Origin of the sequence: Anoxybacillus sp. ST70 (genome assembly GCF_019553625.1) — a bacterium.
In the GTDB taxonomy this organism is placed as follows: Bacteria; Bacillota; Bacilli; order Bacillales; family Anoxybacillaceae; genus Anoxybacillus; species Anoxybacillus gonensis.
In genome coordinates this window covers 468,221-486,539 of the sequence record NZ_JAHZOF010000001.1, presented here as the reverse complement: position 1 = coordinate 486,539, position 18,319 = coordinate 468,221, and the positions used below count along the sequence as shown (strand labels likewise).

At 41.6% G+C, this 18,319-nt stretch carries 17 protein-coding genes; 9 read left to right on the top strand and 8 right to left on the bottom strand.

The window, feature by feature from the left end; genetic code table 11:
• Positions 1–231 precede the first annotated feature (231 nt).
• Positions 232–1,395: an FtsW/RodA/SpoVE family cell cycle protein gene (locus tag K1I43_RS02540; RefSeq protein WP_136260260.1), complete on the bottom strand. Its 1,164-nt coding sequence runs from the start codon at positions 1,393–1,395 to the stop codon at positions 232–234.
• Positions 1,396–1,505: 110 nt separating this feature from the next.
• On the opposite strand from K1I43_RS02540, the gene mgtE reads away from it, so the two are divergent.
• Together mgtE and fabI are read left to right on the top strand one after the other, a co-directional pair.
• Positions 1,506–2,831, top strand: a complete 1,326-nt coding sequence (mgtE, locus tag K1I43_RS02535; protein WP_033383448.1) for a magnesium transporter — start codon at positions 1,506–1,508, stop codon at positions 2,829–2,831.
• A gap of 90 nt (positions 2,832–2,921) precedes the next feature.
• Positions 2,922–3,698: an enoyl-ACP reductase FabI gene (fabI, locus tag K1I43_RS02530; RefSeq protein ID WP_019417850.1), complete on the top strand. Its 777-nt coding sequence runs from the start codon at positions 2,922–2,924 to the stop codon at positions 3,696–3,698.
• 56 nt (positions 3,699–3,754) lie between these two features.
• On the opposite strand, the gene K1I43_RS02525 is transcribed toward fabI, so the two are convergent.
• Together K1I43_RS02525 and K1I43_RS02520 are read right to left on the bottom strand one after the other, a co-directional pair.
• On the bottom strand, positions 3,755–5,005 hold the full coding sequence (locus K1I43_RS02525; protein ID WP_012575646.1) for an MFS transporter: 1,251 nt from the start codon (positions 5,003–5,005) through the stop codon (positions 3,755–3,757).
• A gap of 82 nt (positions 5,006–5,087) precedes the next feature.
• The gene (locus K1I43_RS02520) at positions 5,088–6,275 is read right to left on the bottom strand and encodes an IS701 family transposase (RefSeq protein ID WP_026011713.1); all 1,188 of its coding nucleotides are present in this window, start codon (positions 6,273–6,275) and stop codon (positions 5,088–5,090) included.
• 340 nt (positions 6,276–6,615) lie between these two features.
• Here K1I43_RS02520 and K1I43_RS02515 point away from each other — a divergent pair, with 340 nt between their 5' ends.
• Positions 6,616–7,788 (top strand): ISL3 family transposase, encoded by a 1,173-nt coding sequence (locus K1I43_RS02515; protein ID WP_043964645.1) that lies wholly within the window; start codon positions 6,616–6,618, stop codon positions 7,786–7,788.
• 157 nt (positions 7,789–7,945) lie between these two features.
• On the opposite strand, the gene K1I43_RS02510 is transcribed toward K1I43_RS02515, so the two are convergent.
• The gene (locus tag K1I43_RS02510) at positions 7,946–9,274 is read right to left on the bottom strand and encodes an IS3 family transposase (protein WP_043964648.1); all 1,329 of its coding nucleotides are present in this window, start codon (positions 9,272–9,274) and stop codon (positions 7,946–7,948) included.
• A gap of 291 nt (positions 9,275–9,565) precedes the next feature.
• On the opposite strand from K1I43_RS02510, the gene tnpC reads away from it, so the two are divergent.
• From tnpC to K1I43_RS02485, 5 genes are all read left to right on the top strand, one after another.
• Positions 9,566–11,014, top strand: a complete 1,449-nt coding sequence (tnpC, locus tag K1I43_RS02505) for an IS66 family transposase (RefSeq protein WP_043964649.1) — start codon at positions 9,566–9,568, stop codon at positions 11,012–11,014.
• 344 nt (positions 11,015–11,358) lie between these two features.
• Positions 11,359–11,778 carry a hypothetical protein gene (locus K1I43_RS02500; protein WP_012575641.1) on the top strand — a complete coding sequence of 140 codons (420 nt, stop codon included), beginning with the start codon at positions 11,359–11,361 and terminating at the stop codon, positions 11,776–11,778.
• Positions 11,779–12,106: 328 nt separating this feature from the next.
• Positions 12,107–12,859, top strand: a complete 753-nt coding sequence (locus K1I43_RS02495; protein WP_019418204.1) for a hypothetical protein — start codon at positions 12,107–12,109, stop codon at positions 12,857–12,859.
• A complete protein-coding gene (locus K1I43_RS02490) occupies positions 12,856–13,755 on the top strand; it encodes a multinuclear nonheme iron-dependent oxidase (protein ID WP_012575639.1) in 900 nt (299 codons plus the stop codon). Before K1I43_RS02495 ends, K1I43_RS02490 begins: the two co-directional genes overlap by 4 nt.
• An 82-nt stretch (positions 13,756–13,837) precedes the next feature.
• A complete protein-coding gene (locus K1I43_RS02485; protein WP_009362161.1) occupies positions 13,838–14,194 on the top strand; it encodes a CotO family spore coat protein in 357 nt (118 codons plus the stop codon).
• Here K1I43_RS02485 and K1I43_RS02480 read toward each other — a convergent pair.
• Genes K1I43_RS02480 through K1I43_RS02465 form a run of 4 tightly spaced genes read right to left on the bottom strand, consistent with a single transcriptional unit; the run spans position 14,178 to position 17,866 of the window.
• The gene (locus K1I43_RS02480; protein ID WP_043964653.1) at positions 14,178–15,314 is read right to left on the bottom strand and encodes a glycosyltransferase family 4 protein; all 1,137 of its coding nucleotides are present in this window, start codon (positions 15,312–15,314) and stop codon (positions 14,178–14,180) included. The genes K1I43_RS02485 and K1I43_RS02480 overlap by 17 nt on opposite strands.
• Positions 15,314–16,258, bottom strand: a complete 945-nt coding sequence (locus K1I43_RS02475; protein ID WP_043964655.1) for an NAD-dependent epimerase/dehydratase family protein — start codon at positions 16,256–16,258, stop codon at positions 15,314–15,316. The genes K1I43_RS02480 and K1I43_RS02475 overlap by 1 nt, the downstream gene beginning before the upstream one ends.
• The gene (locus K1I43_RS02470) at positions 16,255–17,520 is read right to left on the bottom strand and encodes a UDP-glucose dehydrogenase family protein (RefSeq protein WP_220382602.1); all 1,266 of its coding nucleotides are present in this window, start codon (positions 17,518–17,520) and stop codon (positions 16,255–16,257) included. Before K1I43_RS02470 ends, K1I43_RS02475 begins: the two co-directional genes overlap by 4 nt.
• Positions 17,521–17,533: 13 nt before the next feature.
• A complete protein-coding gene (locus K1I43_RS02465; protein WP_043964659.1) occupies positions 17,534–17,866 on the bottom strand; it encodes a hypothetical protein in 333 nt (110 codons plus the stop codon).
• Positions 17,867–17,976: 110 nt separating this feature from the next.
• On the opposite strand from K1I43_RS02465, the gene K1I43_RS02460 reads away from it, so the two are divergent.
• Complete coding sequence (locus K1I43_RS02460) at positions 17,977–18,309, top strand: DUF1360 domain-containing protein (RefSeq protein WP_043964661.1); 333 nt, start codon at positions 17,977–17,979, stop codon at positions 18,307–18,309.
• The last annotated feature ends 10 nt before the right edge of the window (positions 18,310–18,319 follow it).

The following is an 18,319-nucleotide window of genomic DNA, read 5'->3' as shown; positions in this document are numbered from 1 at the left end:
AAAAGGAAGTAGAAAAAAGAAAAACAAAACAGAAAGAGTTGAGATGAAAATATTTCTCATATAGAAACCTCCTTTTTAAAAAGAAAATTTTATAAATCAAGAATAATTTTAACATGTAAGTGAAAATTATTTCAACAGGACCTGTTTACCAAAATTATAGTAGCACGTCGTATATGTGAGAGGGAGCGACATGTGAAAAACAGCAGGGGAGGTGACAAAGTCTAACCTCCCCTATTGTTCTGCAGAAAACATAAATTTTTGTGTGCGCGAACGGACGTTTAAGACAAGCCCAATGGCGAGCATGTACGTCGCAAGCGAGCTTCCTCCGTAGCTGACGAACGGAAGCGGAAGGCCGGTAATCGGTAGTAAGCCGATCGTCATGCCGACGTTTTGAAATACTTGGAACGTAATCATGCCGATGACGCCCGCGCATAAGTAGCTGCCAAACGGATCGTGGCACTCTAACGCAATTTGAATCATGCGGTAAATTAATAAGAAAAAGAGCGAAACGACGATGCTTGCCCCGATAAAGCCAAATTGTTCCCCGATAATGCTAAAAATAAAGTCGGTATGCGACTCTGGTAAATAGACGTCTAAATTTTTATATCCTTTTCCGTATAATTCCCCTGAGCCGATCGCAAGCAACGATTTAATGAGCTGGAATCCTTGATCGCTTGAATATTCGTACGGATTGAGCCAGCCGTAAAAACGGTTTAATTGGTATTGTTGAATTTTTAATACATCTGGGAAATATAAAAACGCCACGATAAACGATGTTACTCCCACAACGGCGAGACCAGCAATGGCTGCGATGATGCGCAAGCGAATGCCGGAGACGAGAATGAGCGAGCCAGCAATCGCCATAAACACCATCGACATGCCCATATCAGGCTGACGAGCAAGTAAAAAAAGCGGCGGCAATAGCGACAGCGCGATTTTTCCGAGCAATTTCAAGTCGTCTTGCAACGTCGGTTCGTGGTATTTTTCCCGATGGTTGACGATGATGCGGCTCATGACGATAATCATAAAAATTTTCATGAGCTCAGATGGCTGAAAGTTTCCGCCCGGAAGGCTGTACCAGCTCGTTGCCCCTTTAATCGTTAATGTACCCGGGACGTTGAATTCTAATCCAAGCAAAAGAATCATCCCGAACCCATATAAATACCAAGCAATTTTAAATAGACGGTCGTAATCGACAAGCATCGTCACCGCAATGACGACGGCACCGACGCCGTACCACATGAGCTGTTTTTGCGCAAAGTTAATATGTTGCAATTTGGCAGGGAGCGTCTCGCGCGCACTTTCAATGGCGATGGCGCTCACGATCGCAATTAAAAATAAAATAAATAGTAAATGATAATCTATTTTTGATTGAACAGTTTTTTCGTTTTCCATCACAGTTCCCCCTGCTTTTTTCGTGCATTATCATTTTACATCGTCGCTTGCAAGTTGGCAAAGATTCGCGCATAATAAAAAAAGCGATTTTTGTCGAGAGGAGGGAAAACATGTTAGTACAAGCATTACGGGATGAAAAAATGGAAGAGTTTCGAAAACAGTTTTTAAAACTTCATCCGTACGATCGGGCGAAGTTTTATGTCGAACAAAGTCCCGAAGTGAGAAAGCGCATGTACGAATATTTGTCGCCAGCAGAAATGGCGGAAATTTTTGACCATCTCGACATTGAAGAAGATGAGTATAAAATTTATTTATCGGAAATGGATCCGTTGTTTGTGGCGCAAATGCTTGCGCACATGTATGCTGACAATGCGGCGGACGTATTGAATGAACTAGATAAAAACGAAGTAGCGAATTATTTAACGATTATGGACGATGAAGCGGCGAAAGATATTCAAGGGTTGCTTCATTATAAAGAATATACGGCCGGAAGCATTATGACAACGGAATATATCGCCATTCATGCCAATCAAACGGTGCGTTCGGCGATGCAAATTTTAAAAAGAGAAGCAGCGAATGCGGAAACGATTTATTATTTGTACGTCGTCAACGAACAACGGCAGCTCGTTGGGGTATTGTCGCTAAGGGAACTGTTGACATCGGATGACGATGCGATGATTCATGATGTCATGAACGATCAAGTCGTTTCTGTGCTCGTTGATGAAGACCAAGAAGATGTGGCGCGTAAAATGCAAAACTACGATTTTTTAGCGCTTCCTGTTGTCGATGCGAACAATCATTTACTTGGGATTATTACTGTTGACGACATTGTCGACGTCATTTCTGAAGAAGCGACAGACGACTATTCAAAACTGGCAGGGGTTCCTGATGTCGATATTCAATACACCCCGTTCGAAGCGGCAAAAAAGCGGCTGCCATGGCTGATTATTCTGTTGTTTTTAGGGATGATGACCGCGAATTTAATTAGCCGTTTTGAAGACACATTGCAAAAAGTCGCCATTTTAGCTGTGTTTATTCCGCTTATTGCAGGAATGTCTGGAAATACAGGGACGCAATCATTGGCGGTAGCGGTGCGTCGCTTGGCGATGGGGGATTTAGAAAAAGAAGGAAAATGGCGTATGCTTGCGCGCGAGGCGATAACGGGGCTTTTAATTGGCTTGTCTTGTGGCGTCGTCATTACAATTGTTGTGTACGTATGGAAGCAGCAGTTTTTCTTAGGTGTGCTCGTTGGATTGGCGTTGTTTGCGACATTAACCGTGGCGACAGTCGCTGGTGCGCTCATTCCGCTTGCGATGCATAAGCTGCGCATCGACCCGGCCGTTGCTTCTGGTCCGTTTATTACGACAATTAACGATTTAATTAGCATTCTCATTTATTTTGGCTTAGCGACAATGTTTATGGATTATTTATTATAAATTCCCTATTTGAAAGTAGGGAATTTTTTGTTATAATCATATTAATACTAGGTTCTAATAACAAATCATAATTTAAGGGGATGAACGAATATGCAATTATCGTTACAAGGGAAAACGTACGTCATTATGGGTGTGGCAAATAAACGAAGCATCGCTTGGGGCATTGCGCGTGCGCTTCATGCAGCAGGGGCGCGATTAATTTTTACATATGCTGGCGAGCGATTTGAAAATGAGGTAAAAAAATTAGTCGCAACGTTAGAAGATGAAACAGCGCTTGTATTGCCTTGCGATGTGACGAAAGATGAAGAAATTGCCTCATGCTTTGCGCAAATCAAAGAGCAAGTGGGTGTCATTCACGGTGTGGCGCATTGTATCGCATTTGCGAATAAAGAGCATTTAGAAGGCGAGTATATGAACGTCGATCGCGAAGGATTTTTACTTGCGCACAACATTAGCGCCTATTCGTTAACAGCTGTGGCGAAAGCGGCGAAAGAGCTAATGACAGAAGGCGGCAGCATCGTCACGTTAACATATTTAGGCGGCGAGCGCGTCGTGCAAAACTATAACGTCATGGGTGTCGCAAAAGCGTCGTTAGAAGCGAGCGTGAAATATTTAGCGAACGACTTAGGAAAATACGGCATTCGCGTCAACGCCATTTCGGCAGGTCCAATTCGCACGTTATCTGCCAAAGGTGTCGGCGACTTCAACTCCATTTTAAAAGAAATTGAAGAACGCGCACCACTGCGCCGCACGACGACACAAGAAGAAGTTGGCGATACAGCATTGTTTTTATTTAGCGACTTATCGCGCGGCGTGACAGGCGAAATTATCCACGTTGACTCTGGCTACCATATTTTAGCGCGCTAATCAAAAAGCTGTTTGGCATTTGCCGAACAGCTTTTTTTAGTAAAGGTAACATGTTGTTACTGTTTTAAAGTGGTTGTTACATTTTTTAGATTTTGTTCTTCGTTTTTCCATATTTCTTTATTTTTATAACTGATTAAACCGCTTATGATATAACATAATGCAGATGTATAAAATGCAGAGGTAATACCGTACGTATCCGCTATAAAACTTAATAGTAATGTAGACACTCCAAATGTAATCGTGCTGATTACTCCTTGAACCGCAAACACATTAGGCAGTAAATGTGGCTCTGTATTTTTTTGCAGAATTGTTTGTAGGGATACGAATCTAAATTGTTCTGTTATCCCATATATCATAGACCAAAATAAAGATAACCATGCGTATTGTTCATTTCCAAATAGAAAAGTTACAGTTGCTATAATAAATGGAGTGGATAGTACAATCGTTTGCTGGCTAGCTTCGATGAATTTATTAAATTTTATGATTAAAAACCCACCTATAACCATTCCACCGAAGAAAATAGAATTAATATACCCCCACCATTCCTCTCCTAAATGCAATTGCTCTTTGACGTATACATAAAGTATTGCTGAAATCCAAACACCATTCCCGACTCCCTCAAACAAAGTCATAAAACTTATAGATTTGGAATGTTGATTTGTGAATGTATATTTCCATCCTATGCTCATAGATGATGGAACTTTCTTTGTACCTTTTCGATTAACATTTTCTCGCTTACTTGTTTCTTCTATGTTGAGAAGGAACATAAAAAAGCATGAAATCATGTAAAGCAACAAAGTCATGTTGATCAAAAAAGCTGGAGATAGAAAGGCTATGATTAAACTACCAATAGGCCATGCGCTTAGCTTGATAAATTGATCTAACGTGTTTAACATACTGTTTGCTTTTAAAATTTCTTCCCTCTTAACTACTAAAGGGATTAACGAGCTTTTAATAGGGTTACTTATCCCATCAAAAAAACTAATGCATAATACAACCGTGTAAATGAGCCAAACATTACTTACTATATTCATGTTTATATAAATACATAAAATCATTAATAATATTGTTTTAAACATTTGCCCATAAGCTAATATAATCTTCAATTTAAATTTTTCGAAAAAAATAGGAGCAATTATCCCACTAATAGAAAGCGACAATGTAACTAAAAATGTAACGAATGCTGTAGCCATGCTTTTTGATGTTAGATGGTAAAGATACGTGATTAATGAAACGATATAAAAGACATCGCCAAAATTAGCAAAAGATTGACCTATCCAAAAGAAATGAAACATCTTATTTCTCATTGAATTTCCTCTTTTCTATACTGTAGATGAGCATTTTTCATTACAATAATTTCCATAGTTAAAGAAACAAACAGGGAACCCCTTAGGCGACATGGAGCTGTTTTTTGATCACATCAATGGGAATCTCTTGCTTCGCGGCGTTATAAATGAACTCGACGACGCTGTGTCCTTTCCGCGATCGAAGAAGCTCCAATCCGGTGGAGAGGTCTTGCTGGGATTCCGCTATGCTGTACACGCAGGCCAAGAGCACCACCGCCCAATACCGTTTCACCGCCCGAATGTGGCGAACGCGGTATCCATCCAGCTTCAGTTGATCTTTCGCCTGCCGGAAAAAGCATTCGATTGTCCAACGCTGGGCATAGTAACGCAAGATGTCTTCGTCCCCGAGCTCCCGGTCGGTGCTCAAGACGCAATGGAGATGTTCCGATGTCATCGGCTGATCCGCCTTCCAAGCCAGCAGCACCACCGCGTCATCGAGGCCATGGATCGCCCCCTCATAGCGATACACGCGGTAACGCTCCTTCCCCACCGTGACGAGGCGGGTGTCTTGGGGCTCGATATAGCGGGCGAACTGCTTCGCTTGGATTGCAATGCCGTTCGGATCAAGAATCCGATTCGTCTTGAGCATCGCGATGACATGAAATCCCTTGCTCAAGCAGGCTTCGATGAGCGTTTTGGACGGGTACCACGAATCCATGAGCACATACACCGGCCGATCCGGTTCCACCTTGAGTGAGGAAAGCATCTCGATCGCCAGGTCGATTTTGCTCCTTCCCGCCTTCTTGTCATACAGGCGGAACGCGAACGGAAACGCCTGCGTGAAGGTGTGCACCATCAGCCAAACGAGCGAATGCCCCCAGACCGATTGATGATCTTTGTGAGAGAAATGCCAACCACACCCTTGAATGGCGTGCGTTGCCCGTGACGAAGGCTTCGTTTTTTGGCAAATGGTATCATCAATCGAAACAAAAAGGGGTTGATTCTCCCGTTTGGCGATTCGCTTGATGCGATGAAGGATCCATTGCTGGAGTTTGCGAAGCAACGTCTCTTCATCCCAAGGGCTTTTCGTGAAAAAATGGCTGAGCGTTGTTCGATGATTAGGATGAAAACGCCAGTGATGGAGATCTGTCAGCGTTCCCGAGAATCCCTTGGTGGTCAAGGCATCGACGATATGAACGAGATGCTTCAGAACCGGCTTCGAGAAATGCAATGCCAATCCCAATGCGAAGAAAAACTTGTGGATTCCTTGATGATGTGCTAATCTATTCATGAGACATGAACCTCCTTGTGAATGGTTGGTTAGCACATCTATTTTAACCAAGGAGTCGGGTTCATGTTTCCTTTTTTGTTTGGTTGTCAATTTATGTTAGTGAATTTGCTCATCTACAGTTCTATATATTTTTTGTAATCATGTTCTATTGCTTATTATGAATTCACATTGTTTGACACCTCTAAATTCTTATTTTCAGAAATAAAAAAACTGGCTCTTCACCACAAGTTGTACTTGATCATTTAAGATCGGTGTGCATAGAGAAAATAGAGGGGACAAAAAATGCGAATTTTCCTGTATGGTAAAGGTGACCAAACCAAACCATTGGAGGAAAATTCGCATGTACTCTCAGTTTATCAAAGAACTCATCGATTTACCAGATGTTTTGATTCAAAAGGTGCGAAAAGAAGAAGAACATTGGATTTTCGAACTTTCTCTGCCCGAACAATGCCCGTTATGTCCTGTCTGCTTGAAGCGCACGATCAAAATGACATGCAAAAAGAAGCAATGGATGCATGGCTATGCTCAGCGAATCGGAATTTTTTGGATTGAACTCCCTGTCGAGCGCAGACGTTGTGGTACGTGTGGCATGACATTCAGCACGTCTTATCCAGCGATCTCTCCTCGAAGTGTAGCGACGGATGCTTTTCAGCAATGGGTCGCGCAATCTTGTATCGGAACATCCATTCAGGCAGTGGCTCGGATGCTCAAGCTTCCTTACACGACGGTGGAACGTTGGTTTTATATCCATGCCCCATCCTTCCTATCAAATGACATCCAACCAAAGGCGGTTTGTGTCGATGAGTTCGCTTTTCGAAAAGGGCATGACTACGGAGTGGCGGTCATGGATGCCGAAACAGGTGAAGTGTATGCCATTGAAACAGGAAAGAACGAGGAAGCCATTGGACGTGCGTTGGCTCATGTGTCTCGTTCTGTTCAGTTTGTCGTGAGCGATTTAACTCCAGCGATGAAAAAATCCATTCAAGGGGTTTGTCCAGAGGCGACACACGTGGTCGATTATTTCCATGTCATTCAGCTGTTTACAGATGCTTTAGAGCGTTGTCGCAAATATGTAGACAAATGGGGCTACAAACGCGAAAATGTTCGTTACGTTTGTCGTTTATTGAGCCAATGTCCAGAGAAGCTGATGGAGGAAGAACGTCAAATTGTACGAGAATGGTGTAAGGAAAGTGATGACTTAAAGTCTGTCTACCGATCGTTTCAACATTTTCGCTATGTGTCCAAAAGCAAAGACGAACAACAGGCGAAACGACGTTTGGAGGCTTGGATGCATCGGTATTCGTTTTGTCCTTGTTCGGTTGTGCGTGCCATCGCAAAATCACTCGTCAAACGAACAGACGAAATCATATCGTGCATGTTATCGCCTTATTCGAATGGGAAAATGGAGGGAACGAATAACAAGATTAAGCTGATCAAACGTCGGGGATACGGATACAGAAATATCCAACGTTTTGCATTGCGGGTTCGGTTAGAAACAGCTACCATACTTTAATGGCTGGTGCAAGTACATCTTTTGGTGATGAACCAAAAAACTTTATTTTTTGTTTTTTTTTGCTAATATTCAAATATGATGGTTTTGTTAAAATTTATATTAGAGAAGGAGGTGTTTTAAAGTGGCACCCATGTCAAGGACACTATAAAAAAAGAGATTAAGCAGCTAGAAGATGATTCCTATATTGAATAGGGGTCATCTTTTTTAAATTCCACTGATAGCGGTAATTGTTATAGTAAACCATGTAATGATTAATTTTTGACTTCAATTCCTTCAATGTTCTTGCCGATTGATAATCCACTTCATCCTTAAGGTGGCCAAAGAATGATTCTTGAGGGGCATTATCCCAACAGTTGCCTCTTCGTGACATAGACTGGCCCAGGCCATACTCCTTTAAAAGCTTCTGGTAACGTGGGCTCGTATAGTGGCTTCCCTGATCCGAGTGGATAAAAGCCTCTTCATGGAGAGTAATTTTCTTATTGTTCATCAATTGATGGATCGTCTGGGTGGCGATGTCCAAGGTGATGCGATCAGACACATGGTAAGCCAGGATTTCATTGGTGGAGGCGTCTTTTACGGTCGACAAATAAGCCATACAATTCCCGTTATATGGAAGATAAGTGATATCCGTAAGTAGTACTTTCCCGGGGATTCCCTGCTTGAATTCCCTGTTTAATTTGTTCGGGACAACCTGATGCTCCTTCGTTGCTTTAGCGATCTTTTTATAAGGGTTAGGCTTTCGGTGAGGACAGACGATTCCGTATTTCCTCATGATCCTCTGGATCTTTTTACGGCTGAAGATCATATCAAACTCATTCTCCAATATCATTTTGATGGAGCGTGAACCTTTCTTATATCCCCGCCGGTCAAAGGCCTTTAAGATGATTTCCTTCGCTTCAAGGTCCAATTTCTCCCGTGCTTCCCGGACAGAGGAAGCCTTCAGGTAGCTGTAATATCCCGACCGTGAGACATCCAGAAGGTCACAAAAATACCTGGTCATCCCCTTGAATCCATTCTGTTCAATGGTCTCCTGTATCAATTGGTACGCTTTATTCGGATTGAGATTTTCGCTTGCGTTTAGCAGCCTCCTTTCGGTCAATTCTAGCTTTTTTAACAGCTCCACCTGTCCTTCCAACAGTTCAATTCTGGCCCTTTGCCTTTCAATCACTTCGGACTGTGTAAGCTCACGCTTTAAGGGTCTCCCAGAAGCCGTTTTCCTTGAATCTGTAATCCCTATCAGGCCATTCTTTTCATAGGCTTTTTTCCATCTATGGGCTGACTGTTCCATTCGTTTTATGCCGATAACGTCCACATCAAAGCCGTTTTCCTCAAAGATCTGACGAGGGAATTTGCCAGCTTGGTATTCATCTATAAATCTATTTTTAAAATCGTCAGTATAGGTAATAGACCTTTCGCTGACACGTTGTACATTTGGATTTTTTTGAAGTATGTTTATCTCTTTAGATGAAAAAGTTATTTTACTCATATTGTCCCCTACCCCCCCCCATATTCTGAAATTCAAGTATATAAAAATACCTGTAGGTTGAACACTCTTTTTTTCGAGTGTCCTACCTACAGGTACCATTTTATTTATATAATCTAATTTTACCTTATTTTATATTTTTTTGAATAAATCGAAATTAAAGTCGTAGTCACTGGGAAGCTAATTTCATTGTAACTATTCAGCCACATCATAAAGTGAGCTGAATATTTTTTGCTTTTCCTGTCGCTTTTCCTGTCTATGATGTGAATATTGATAGACAAGGAGGTGAATCGCATGTTGACGGTACAACAAGCTGTATTCACGGTTGAGAGCTTAATGGGCAAAGTCCAACAACAAAAGCAGCTCATTCATCAACTCATTCAAGAAAATGAACATTTGCGTCAAGAAAACAAACAGCTACGCAAAGAAAATGAACAACTGAAGTATCGCGTTCAAGAGCTGGAAGCACGCACGAAAAAAAAAAGCTCTAATAGCCATCTGCCCCCATCTTCTGACCGTTTTGAGAAAAAGCGCTCCTCTCGTGAACCGTCTGGCAAAAAGCCTGGCGGGCAAGAGGGACATGAGGGAACGACGCTCCGTCAAGTGGAACATCCACATCATCGTGTCGTCCATCGCGTACATACGTGTCAAGGATGTGGGGCTTCTTTGCGTGACGTAAAACCGTTCAAAGTCGATGTCCGTCAAGTGTTTGATCTGCCTCCCGTGTCGATTGAAGTGACACAACATGAGCGTGAAGTGAAATCATGTCCGCATTGTCGATGCGTGCAACAAGCGGAGTTTCCACCACATGTCACGAATCATGTGCAATATGGTCCACGGCTCACGGCACTTGTCGTGTATTTGTACAACATACAAATGATTCCATATCAACGTTTACGTGACATGATGGAAGAGCTATATCAACATCCGATCAGCACAGGAACACTTGTCAATATGGTCAAACGAGGACGCGAAGCACTCGAGCCAAACATGGACATCATCGAGGAAGCATTGCTTTCATCGGACATCTTGCATGTCGATGAAACGAGCTTGCGGATCGATAGCAAACAGGCCTGGGTTCATGTCGCCTGTACATCCGCATATACATACTTAGTTCCTCATGCTTCTCGTGGAAAGAAAGCAACCGATGAAATCGGGATTCTTCCACGATATAAAGGAACGATGATGCATGATGCATTCGGTACGTACCCGAGATACACCGAAGCCACGCATGCCCTTTGTCATGCCCATCATTTACGTGACTTGAAAGGGTTCATCGAACAAGGGCATACATGGGCAGAACGGATGATCGCGTTTCTATTATCCGCCAAACAAGTGGTCGAACAACATGGTGGTTTTCTTCCTGAAGAAGAAGCGAAACGTTGGGAGCGCGTGTATGATCGCATACTCGCGAAAGCGCAACATCGGTTGGAAGGGATGACACCGTTGCCAAAAAAAGCGCTCTCCTTCGTTCGGCGACTTCAAAAACGGAAGGAAGAAGCGCTGCGCTTTTTGCGTGAAGCTCACGTTCCCTTTGACAACAACCAAGCCGAACGAGATCTTCGCATGGTCAAAGTCAAAGAGAACATCTCGGGTACATTTCGTCAAGAAACGTTCGCGCAGTCGTTTTGCATCGCAAGAAGCATCGTTTCCACACTCACGAAACACGAAAAAAACGTGTGGGACTCGTTGTGTCTTCTGTTGACAGGCGAAACGATAGATCGAGTTCTTTCCGCTACGTAGGGCATTTTCTATGACCGAAATGCCCTATTTGTGCTGGGCTACTTTACACACTAGCATTCGGATGAATAGTTACTCGAAAATAATGTATAACCGACAAGATATTATTATAAATGATCAAAATATTTTATTTTTCATAAAATTTTATATTGACAAAATTATATATATATATATATAATTACTAATGTATTTAATTTTTGGAGAGAGGAGGAAAAACATGCAGGTAAAAGTAATTAAGAAATCTGGTAAAAAACTTGCTAAGGAAACTTGTTATGACTGGTAAGTTAAATCACCGTGACTAGTGACTTCACTTAGTCACGGTTCCCTTTTACTTGCATGTGCACTAGATGTATATTCATTCTAAAGATGAGATTTTTAGAAAAATTGTTGTTCAGTCTCTTGATCGATTTATGATTGCATTTAAACAGTATTTATCTAAAAATGTTGAACTTCCTCGCAATGTCCAAGTCGATATACTTCGTATTTACTTTGAAAGAGGCTGTTCGTTTTCTTTCTTTTTCTTCTTAGAAGTTGTTAAGTATGCTTATCAAAATGATATGAATGATATGGCGGAATCACTTTTAGAAACAGTAGTTAGCCACTTCGGAGAGTTTAATTATGGGGTGTTGGTAAAGTCTAAAAATGGTTACGAGCTATATGTTTCTGAAATAGGTAGAGATGCTTCTGTTTTTCTTTTTCATGACAAGCTACAGTTCGAAAAATTCAAAGAACAAAAAAAGGGAATTATATATTATGAGATATGTTAAAGAAAACTATATCCTCGTTTTTTTATATTTTTTCCTAATTTTAGCTTCAGGTATGGCTTATTCCTATACTATTACTAGAATTGTATCGATTTCTAGTCTATCTCCTTTTTTAGTTATAATTATAAATTCACTGATTAGCGTCTTTATTGTTATTGATTTTTTATTTATAAGAAAAATTTCGACTTTACACTTCAAGATTATTAGTTTGATCACAAGCTTTTTTTTATTGATATTATTCCTTTTATCATACGTTTTAAAAGATGAGGTAGTCATTTTATTGGTCACATATGCAGTTTTATTTTTCTCCTCTTCATATGTAGGAAGAAGTTTGGAAGAAAAAATTCTTGAAAATGATAAACGTTTGTTTGGTGGCATGGTTAAAATAAGTGTAGTTGGGAATTTAGCTAAACTTGTAGGATTTGGATTAGGAGTGTTCATCTTTAGTATTCCGTTGAGGATATATATGTTCTCATCATTATTTTTGTTTATTGCAATTGCGAGTATAAATGTCCAACATAATTTTTCAACTAATAAAGCTGTTATCTTATCTCGAAAAAAAGTAGATAGTATATCTTTGTTAATATTTATGGGGATTATATCATCCATCCCAATTCTTTGGATTCCATCTCTAGTAGAAAGATTTGATCAAGAAGGGATGATAAGGTTATCTTTCATCCCATTTGTGTTACCAGGAATAATGAATGTTTTATTTTTAAGATATCTCAAAGCCAAGGGGTATAATAGACATATTCCTCTTTTTTATTTTGTGCTAACCGTATTTTTTATGGTGATATACTTCACCGATACCCCTCTCATTTTTCAAGCTGTAGTACTAAGCACGATCATCACTTTAGGTGTAGCGATAAATGTTCATATCAATACGATTTTTATTCACAAAAATAAAAAAAGAGATAAAAGAGAGTTAATGCAAATAATTAAAGTAGTCATATCGATTTCCACATTATTATTTAGTTTTTTAGGTATGTATATTTATTTTATCGTCCACCTTATGTTATTAATAAGTGCTATTTTAAGTTTGATTGTTTTTGTATCTTTTGAACGTATGAAAGTGAATGAATGAGGAATGCTACAACAGCTCTAGCTAAAAACAAGCTAAACTTCCTAGTTTACATAATTCACAAAAGAAGGAAGGGGTTGTCAATAGTGATAAAGATAGGAATATGCTATAGAGATTCTATTCATGAGGAGTTTATTGATAAATTAATTGAATATGTAGATTTTCTCGAATTAATGCCTGATATAACTGGATACAAGGAAACGAAGAGATTATTGAAAATTTGTAAGGATAAAAATATAGATATAGGTATACATTGTCTAAAATCTTCCTTAGGATCGAAGGAAGGAATATACAGACCGGCAATTGAACAATATGCTTTTTATAGTGAGTATGTAGAAGCAGCATATTACTCAGACCATGTCGCCTACTCTCACATGCATGACGTTTATTTATCAAAAGTTTTTCCGGTAGAGTATGATATGGAAAATATACTCATCATGAGAAGGAATTTGGAAATTGTATCAAGCTTTTTTTCTAATCAAATACTCCTAGAGAATATTACACAAAATAAATTATCTAACAAAGGTCAATTAAACGAGGGGAGATTTTTTAGAGAATTGCTGAAGAATGCAAACTCTCGTATAAAAATTTTGTTCGATGTTACAAATGCTTATGTAACAGCCTTAAATAATAACTATGCTTTTGAAGAATATGTTTCAGAATATCCTTTTGAAAAAATCGAGTGCATTCATGTATCTGGATTCGAGAGGGACAATGAGGGGGTGTTGAGAGATACACATTCCAATTCCCTTAATGAAGAGATTTTAATATCAACAGAGTGGATATTGCAACGCACTAATCCAAAGTACATACTTGTAGAAAGGGATTTTAATGTTCAATGTATAGATGATGTGTTAGAGGACATTTATAAACTGAGACGTATCGTTCATAAGAGATGAGTAACTTGTAAATTTGATATGGATCTCCTTAGCATTCCCCTTTCTTTTTACGCATATATTCGTAAAAAGGAGGGGTGTGGGAATGAAAAAGCGTGTGGAAAATGCGCCGTTGTTGTATATTGTCCAGCCGAATTTAGGACCGAAAACGTGTTATATGCAACAGACGTTTCGAACGAGAAAAGAAAAGCCGTCGTATCCGCCGCCGTCATTTGCGAATTTTCGTGATATGAATACGGCTGAGCGCATTGAATTTTTAGCGACGCTTCCGAATGAACTTCGACCGGTGACGTGTGAATTGAAAACGAAAAATCGCACGTATGAAGGCATTGTTCAAACGTGCGATAAGAAAAAAGTCGTCTTTATCGTAAGTGATGAAGAAAAAACGATCACGATCCCGCTCGAACATATCGTATCGGTATCGCTTATTGGCAAATCTTAATATACACACGTTCCAGCTGCTCGGCTGTGTTTGCGAAGGAAAACATCGTTTCCGCTCGTTTTCGTCCTTCGTAAGCAAGTGCGAGCGCTTTTTCTTTATTCCCTAGCAATTCGCTGATCGCATGGGCGAACGCTTTTGGTGACGCATAGTCGTCAATGACGAGCCCGTTTTTGTTATGTTCGATCACTTCGCGATTTCCGCCGCGGTTTGTCGTAATGATTGGCACGCCTGCCGCCATCGCTTCGTAATGCACGCGGGCGAGCGGCTCGTGCCATTGCGAACTGCAAACGAACACATCGCCCATTGTGAATATGTGTGGAATATGTTCAGACGGGATGTAGTTTGTAAATTGAATGCGGTCGTTGTAAGGTTTCGCCAATTGATGAAGAAAGCGTACGTAATCGTTCGCCCGATTGTCGCTAAACCATTTCCCGCCGACGATGACGAGCTTTGCGTTTCGATGTTCAGTTAATACGTGATTCATGCTTTCGATTAACACGTGTACTCCTTTTGTTTTGCTTAACCGCCCGATAAATAAAATAACGTCGTCTTTTTCAACAAAAAACCGTTGGCGCATATTGGTGCGCAGTTGTTTTCCTTCGTCTGTCCATGGCGGCATGTAGCGCGTAGCATCGACGCCAGAGTAGACGACTTGAATACGATCGTTCGGGACATCGTATCGTTTTGTGACGGTGCGTTTCATATATTCACTGACCGTTGTGATGGCATCCACTTCCGCGATGACTTGTTTTGCAACGTCTGGCGTCATTTTCATCGGTGAAAACATATCGTTATGCAAACTAGTGACGAAGCGGCTGTTTGGCGCGGCTTGTTTGTAAAACAGCACGTTTGCGGGACGGTTAAAGACGTGAATGACATGAAATGTTCGTTTTTTCAATTCATTTGCAATATGTTGTTCGTATCGTTCTTTTGGTACACGTACGTATTCAATGCCATCACGTATTTCGTACATCGGAAGCGATGGGTCGGTAATGGAAAAAATGGTGAGCGAATGAGTTTCGGCAAAAAACGGGGCGATGCCATCAATCATGAGTTGAATGGCCCCCCCTTTTATTGCTGGAGACGGCAATTTTTCGGTACAAATCCATGCGATGCGCATTACGACCTCCCATAAAGCGAACGAATATATTCGACTTCACGACGCAATCCTTCTTGTAACGGTACGTTCGGGGCGTAGGCAAGCATGTTTTCTGCTTTCGAAATGTCCGCCCACGTATGTTTCGGCTCGCCGATCGCTTGATTGACATATTGTTTTTTTGCTTGTTTTCCGATCAACGTTTCAAGCATCGCGATGATGTCGTTGACGGATGCGCGCTCTTTTCCGCCGATGTTAAACGTTTCGCCAATCGCTTTTTCATTGCCGAGAACAGCGAGCGTGCCGTTGACGCAATCGGAAATGTACGTAAAGTCGCGCGTTTGTGTGCCGTCTCCAAAAATCGTGATCGGTTCGTCAAACAACATTTGCCGAATAAAACGATGAAACGCCATATCGGGCCGTTGCCGTGGACCGTATACGGTAAAATAGCGCAAAACGGTGATCGGTACATGAAATGATGATTCGTATATGCGGCATAAATGCTCCCCCGCAAGCTTCGTCATGCCGTATGGTGACAGAGGGGCTGGAGGTGTGTTTTCATGCACGCGCCCGTTCGTTTCACCGTATACAGATGACGTTGACGTATAAATGAACTGTTTTGGCCGATGTTGTTTACATGCTTCAAGCAACCGTTGCGTCGCTAATATGTTGTTTGTCGTATATAAATCAAACGATGTTCCCCAGCTTGTGCGCACGCCCGGCATGCCGGCAAAATGATAAATGACATCCACTTGTTGGACGATATCGTCAAGCGGCAACGACAACAAATCCCCTTCGATCCATGTGAAACGGTCATACGTGTTTAACGTTTCTACTGTTTTTTGTTTCATCGCTTTTGGCGTCGGACCGATCAAAGAATCTATGCCAATGACGTGATGATGTGGCAACAATGCTTCACATACGTGCGAACCGATAAATCCAGCTGCTCCTGTGACAAGTATGTTCATCCGCGACCCACCCCTACATAGTTTAGTCCTGCGTTCATGATCGCCTCACGAGGCAAGCAATTTCGTCCATCGATGACGACGTTTCCGCTCATCATTTGTTTCACATATGCCCAGTTTAATTGTTTATACTCATCCCAATCGGTCGCCACGATGAGCGCATCTGCTTGTGCGATCGCTTCTTCTAGCGCGTTTGCTTGCTTTACATCGACATTGTGTAACACAGCTTTCGGGTCATGAGCGATGACATTCGCCCCATGCGCATGCAGTTTTTTAATGAGTGAAACGGCAGGCGATTCGCGAATGTCATCTGTATTTGGCTTAAAGGCAATACCGAGCACCGCAATCCGCTTTTTAGACATATGTCCTAGCGTACGCTTTATTTTTTGTACGTACCAATTGAGCTGTGTGTCATTAATCGTTTTTGTCGCTTCTAACATGTACGGACGCACGTTTTGTTCGTATGCCATTTGTTGTAGGGCGGTGACGTCTTTCGGAAAACAAGAGCCACCGTACCCGATGCCAGCTTGTAAAAAGTGCGGGCCGATTCTTCCGTCAAGTCCGATTCCTTTTGCGACATCGACAACGTCGACGCCGTACGCTTCACAAAGGCGGGCCATTTCGTTTATAAATGAAATTTTTGTTGCTAAGAAGGCGTTGGCAGCATATTTAATCATTTCGGCGCCGCTTAAACTCGTCACGATATACGGCGCGTGAATGCCCGCATATAACGCTTGCATAATCGAAAGGGAACGGTCATCGTCCTCGCGTAAACCGATGACGATGCGATCAGGATAAAGGGAATCAAAAATGGCGGACCCTTCGCGTAAAAACTCGGGGTTTGATACGACGTGGATATGTTTTCCTTCGTTTTTGAAATGGTTGTATATGCGTTCGTTCGTTCCGATTGGGACGGTGCTTTTTATAACAAGTGTTTGTTTTTCGTTTATGTGTGGGGTCAAGTCCGCGATGGCACGGTTGACGTATGAAACGTCTGGCTTTCCTTTCGAATCAGCGGGAGTGCCGACGCAAATAAAAATAACATCTGCTTCTACATGTATTTGTTTATGATGAAAAAAAAGCCGACTTTGATGGTCGGTAAATAACTCGGCTAAGCCCGGCTCATAAATGGGAACGTCTCCGCGTTTTAAGGCGGCAATTTTTTGTTCATTTTCATCTACGCAATGAACGGTATGCCCAAGTTTTGCGAGAACAGCTGCCGTCGTTAATCCGACATAGCCGGCACCAATGATACAAACGTTCATTTTTTCACTTCCTTTATTCGTCTTCGTCGTCTGTTTTCGTTATTCCGATTGTCGTCGTTTGTTCTTGTGTTGCGGCAACGAGCGATTGTGTTGGGAACTCCACGGCAACGACGTCACGGCAGTGGATCGTCATGTATTTTCCGCCGTTTTCGTAAAATGGGTCGACGACGACGGTCAATGTTTTTGTGGCGGTGTCTAGTTGGACGAATTGAGCATTGTAGTACGTCTCTTTGTTTGTGTGCACATGTAGTTCTGTTCCTTCGCTTACATTAGCTAGCGCGTCACACAACTGTTGCATATGACGATGTTTAGCTAAAAAATGTTTGCTGAAAAAAATGTTATACATCGTTTCACATCCTTTTTCGTTAGATCACTCATTGCATTATATGTGAAACAACAAAAAGGGGTACATTTTTTGCGACATGAGGCATAAAGTGAAGGGGAGGAGGAGAGAAGATGGACGTCTTTCACTTTTTTCTTTTATGTGTTGCATCGTTTCGTTTGACGCGGTTAATTGTATATGATCGGATTACGTCGTTTTTGCGGGCGCCGTTTCATGACGAGTTTGAACAAGATGGGGAAACGTATATTGTGATCAAAGGGACAGGAATAAGAAAATGGATCGGGGAGTTGTTCAGTTGCCATTGGTGTACAGGGATATGGTGCGCAGCTGGGTTGTATGTCGGAACGGTTTATGCGCCAAGCATCTTTATGCCGCTCGTATCGGTATTAGCGATTGCAGGGGGAGCGGCGCTCATGGAAACAGTTGTCCAAAAATGGAGCAAATAAAAAAGCGGGC

Coding starts and splice junctions, on each gene's coding strand:
- K1I43_RS02540 (WP_136260260.1), bottom strand. CDS start 1,395: ATGGAAAACGAAAAAACTGTTCAATCAAAAATAGATTATCATTTACTA.
- mgtE (WP_033383448.1), top strand. CDS start 1,506: ATGTTAGTACAAGCATTACGGGATGAAAAAATGGAAGAGTTTCGAAAA.
- fabI (WP_019417850.1), top strand. CDS start 2,922: ATGCAATTATCGTTACAAGGGAAAACGTACGTCATTATGGGTGTGGCA.
- K1I43_RS02525 (WP_012575646.1), bottom strand. CDS start 5,005: ATGAGAAATAAGATGTTTCATTTCTTTTGGATAGGTCAATCTTTTGCT.
- K1I43_RS02520 (WP_026011713.1), bottom strand. CDS start 6,275: ATGAATAGATTAGCACATCATCAAGGAATCCACAAGTTTTTCTTCGCA.
- K1I43_RS02515 (WP_043964645.1), top strand. CDS start 6,616: ATGTACTCTCAGTTTATCAAAGAACTCATCGATTTACCAGATGTTTTG.
- K1I43_RS02510 (WP_043964648.1), bottom strand. CDS start 9,274: ATGAGTAAAATAACTTTTTCATCTAAAGAGATAAACATACTTCAAAAA.
- tnpC (WP_043964649.1), top strand. CDS start 9,566: ATGTTGACGGTACAACAAGCTGTATTCACGGTTGAGAGCTTAATGGGC.
- K1I43_RS02500 (WP_012575641.1), top strand. CDS start 11,359: ATGTATATTCATTCTAAAGATGAGATTTTTAGAAAAATTGTTGTTCAG.
- K1I43_RS02490 (WP_012575639.1), top strand. CDS start 12,856: ATGAGGAATGCTACAACAGCTCTAGCTAAAAACAAGCTAAACTTCCTA.
- K1I43_RS02485 (WP_009362161.1), top strand. CDS start 13,838: ATGAAAAAGCGTGTGGAAAATGCGCCGTTGTTGTATATTGTCCAGCCG.
- K1I43_RS02480 (WP_043964653.1), bottom strand. CDS start 15,314: ATGCGCATCGCATGGATTTGTACCGAAAAATTGCCGTCTCCAGCAATA.
- K1I43_RS02475 (WP_043964655.1), bottom strand. CDS start 16,258: ATGAACATACTTGTCACAGGAGCAGCTGGATTTATCGGTTCGCACGTA.
- K1I43_RS02470 (WP_220382602.1), bottom strand. CDS start 17,520: ATGAACGTTTGTATCATTGGTGCCGGCTATGTCGGATTAACGACGGCA.
- K1I43_RS02465 (WP_043964659.1), bottom strand. CDS start 17,866: ATGTATAACATTTTTTTCAGCAAACATTTTTTAGCTAAACATCGTCAT.
- K1I43_RS02460 (WP_043964661.1), top strand. CDS start 17,977: ATGGACGTCTTTCACTTTTTTCTTTTATGTGTTGCATCGTTTCGTTTG.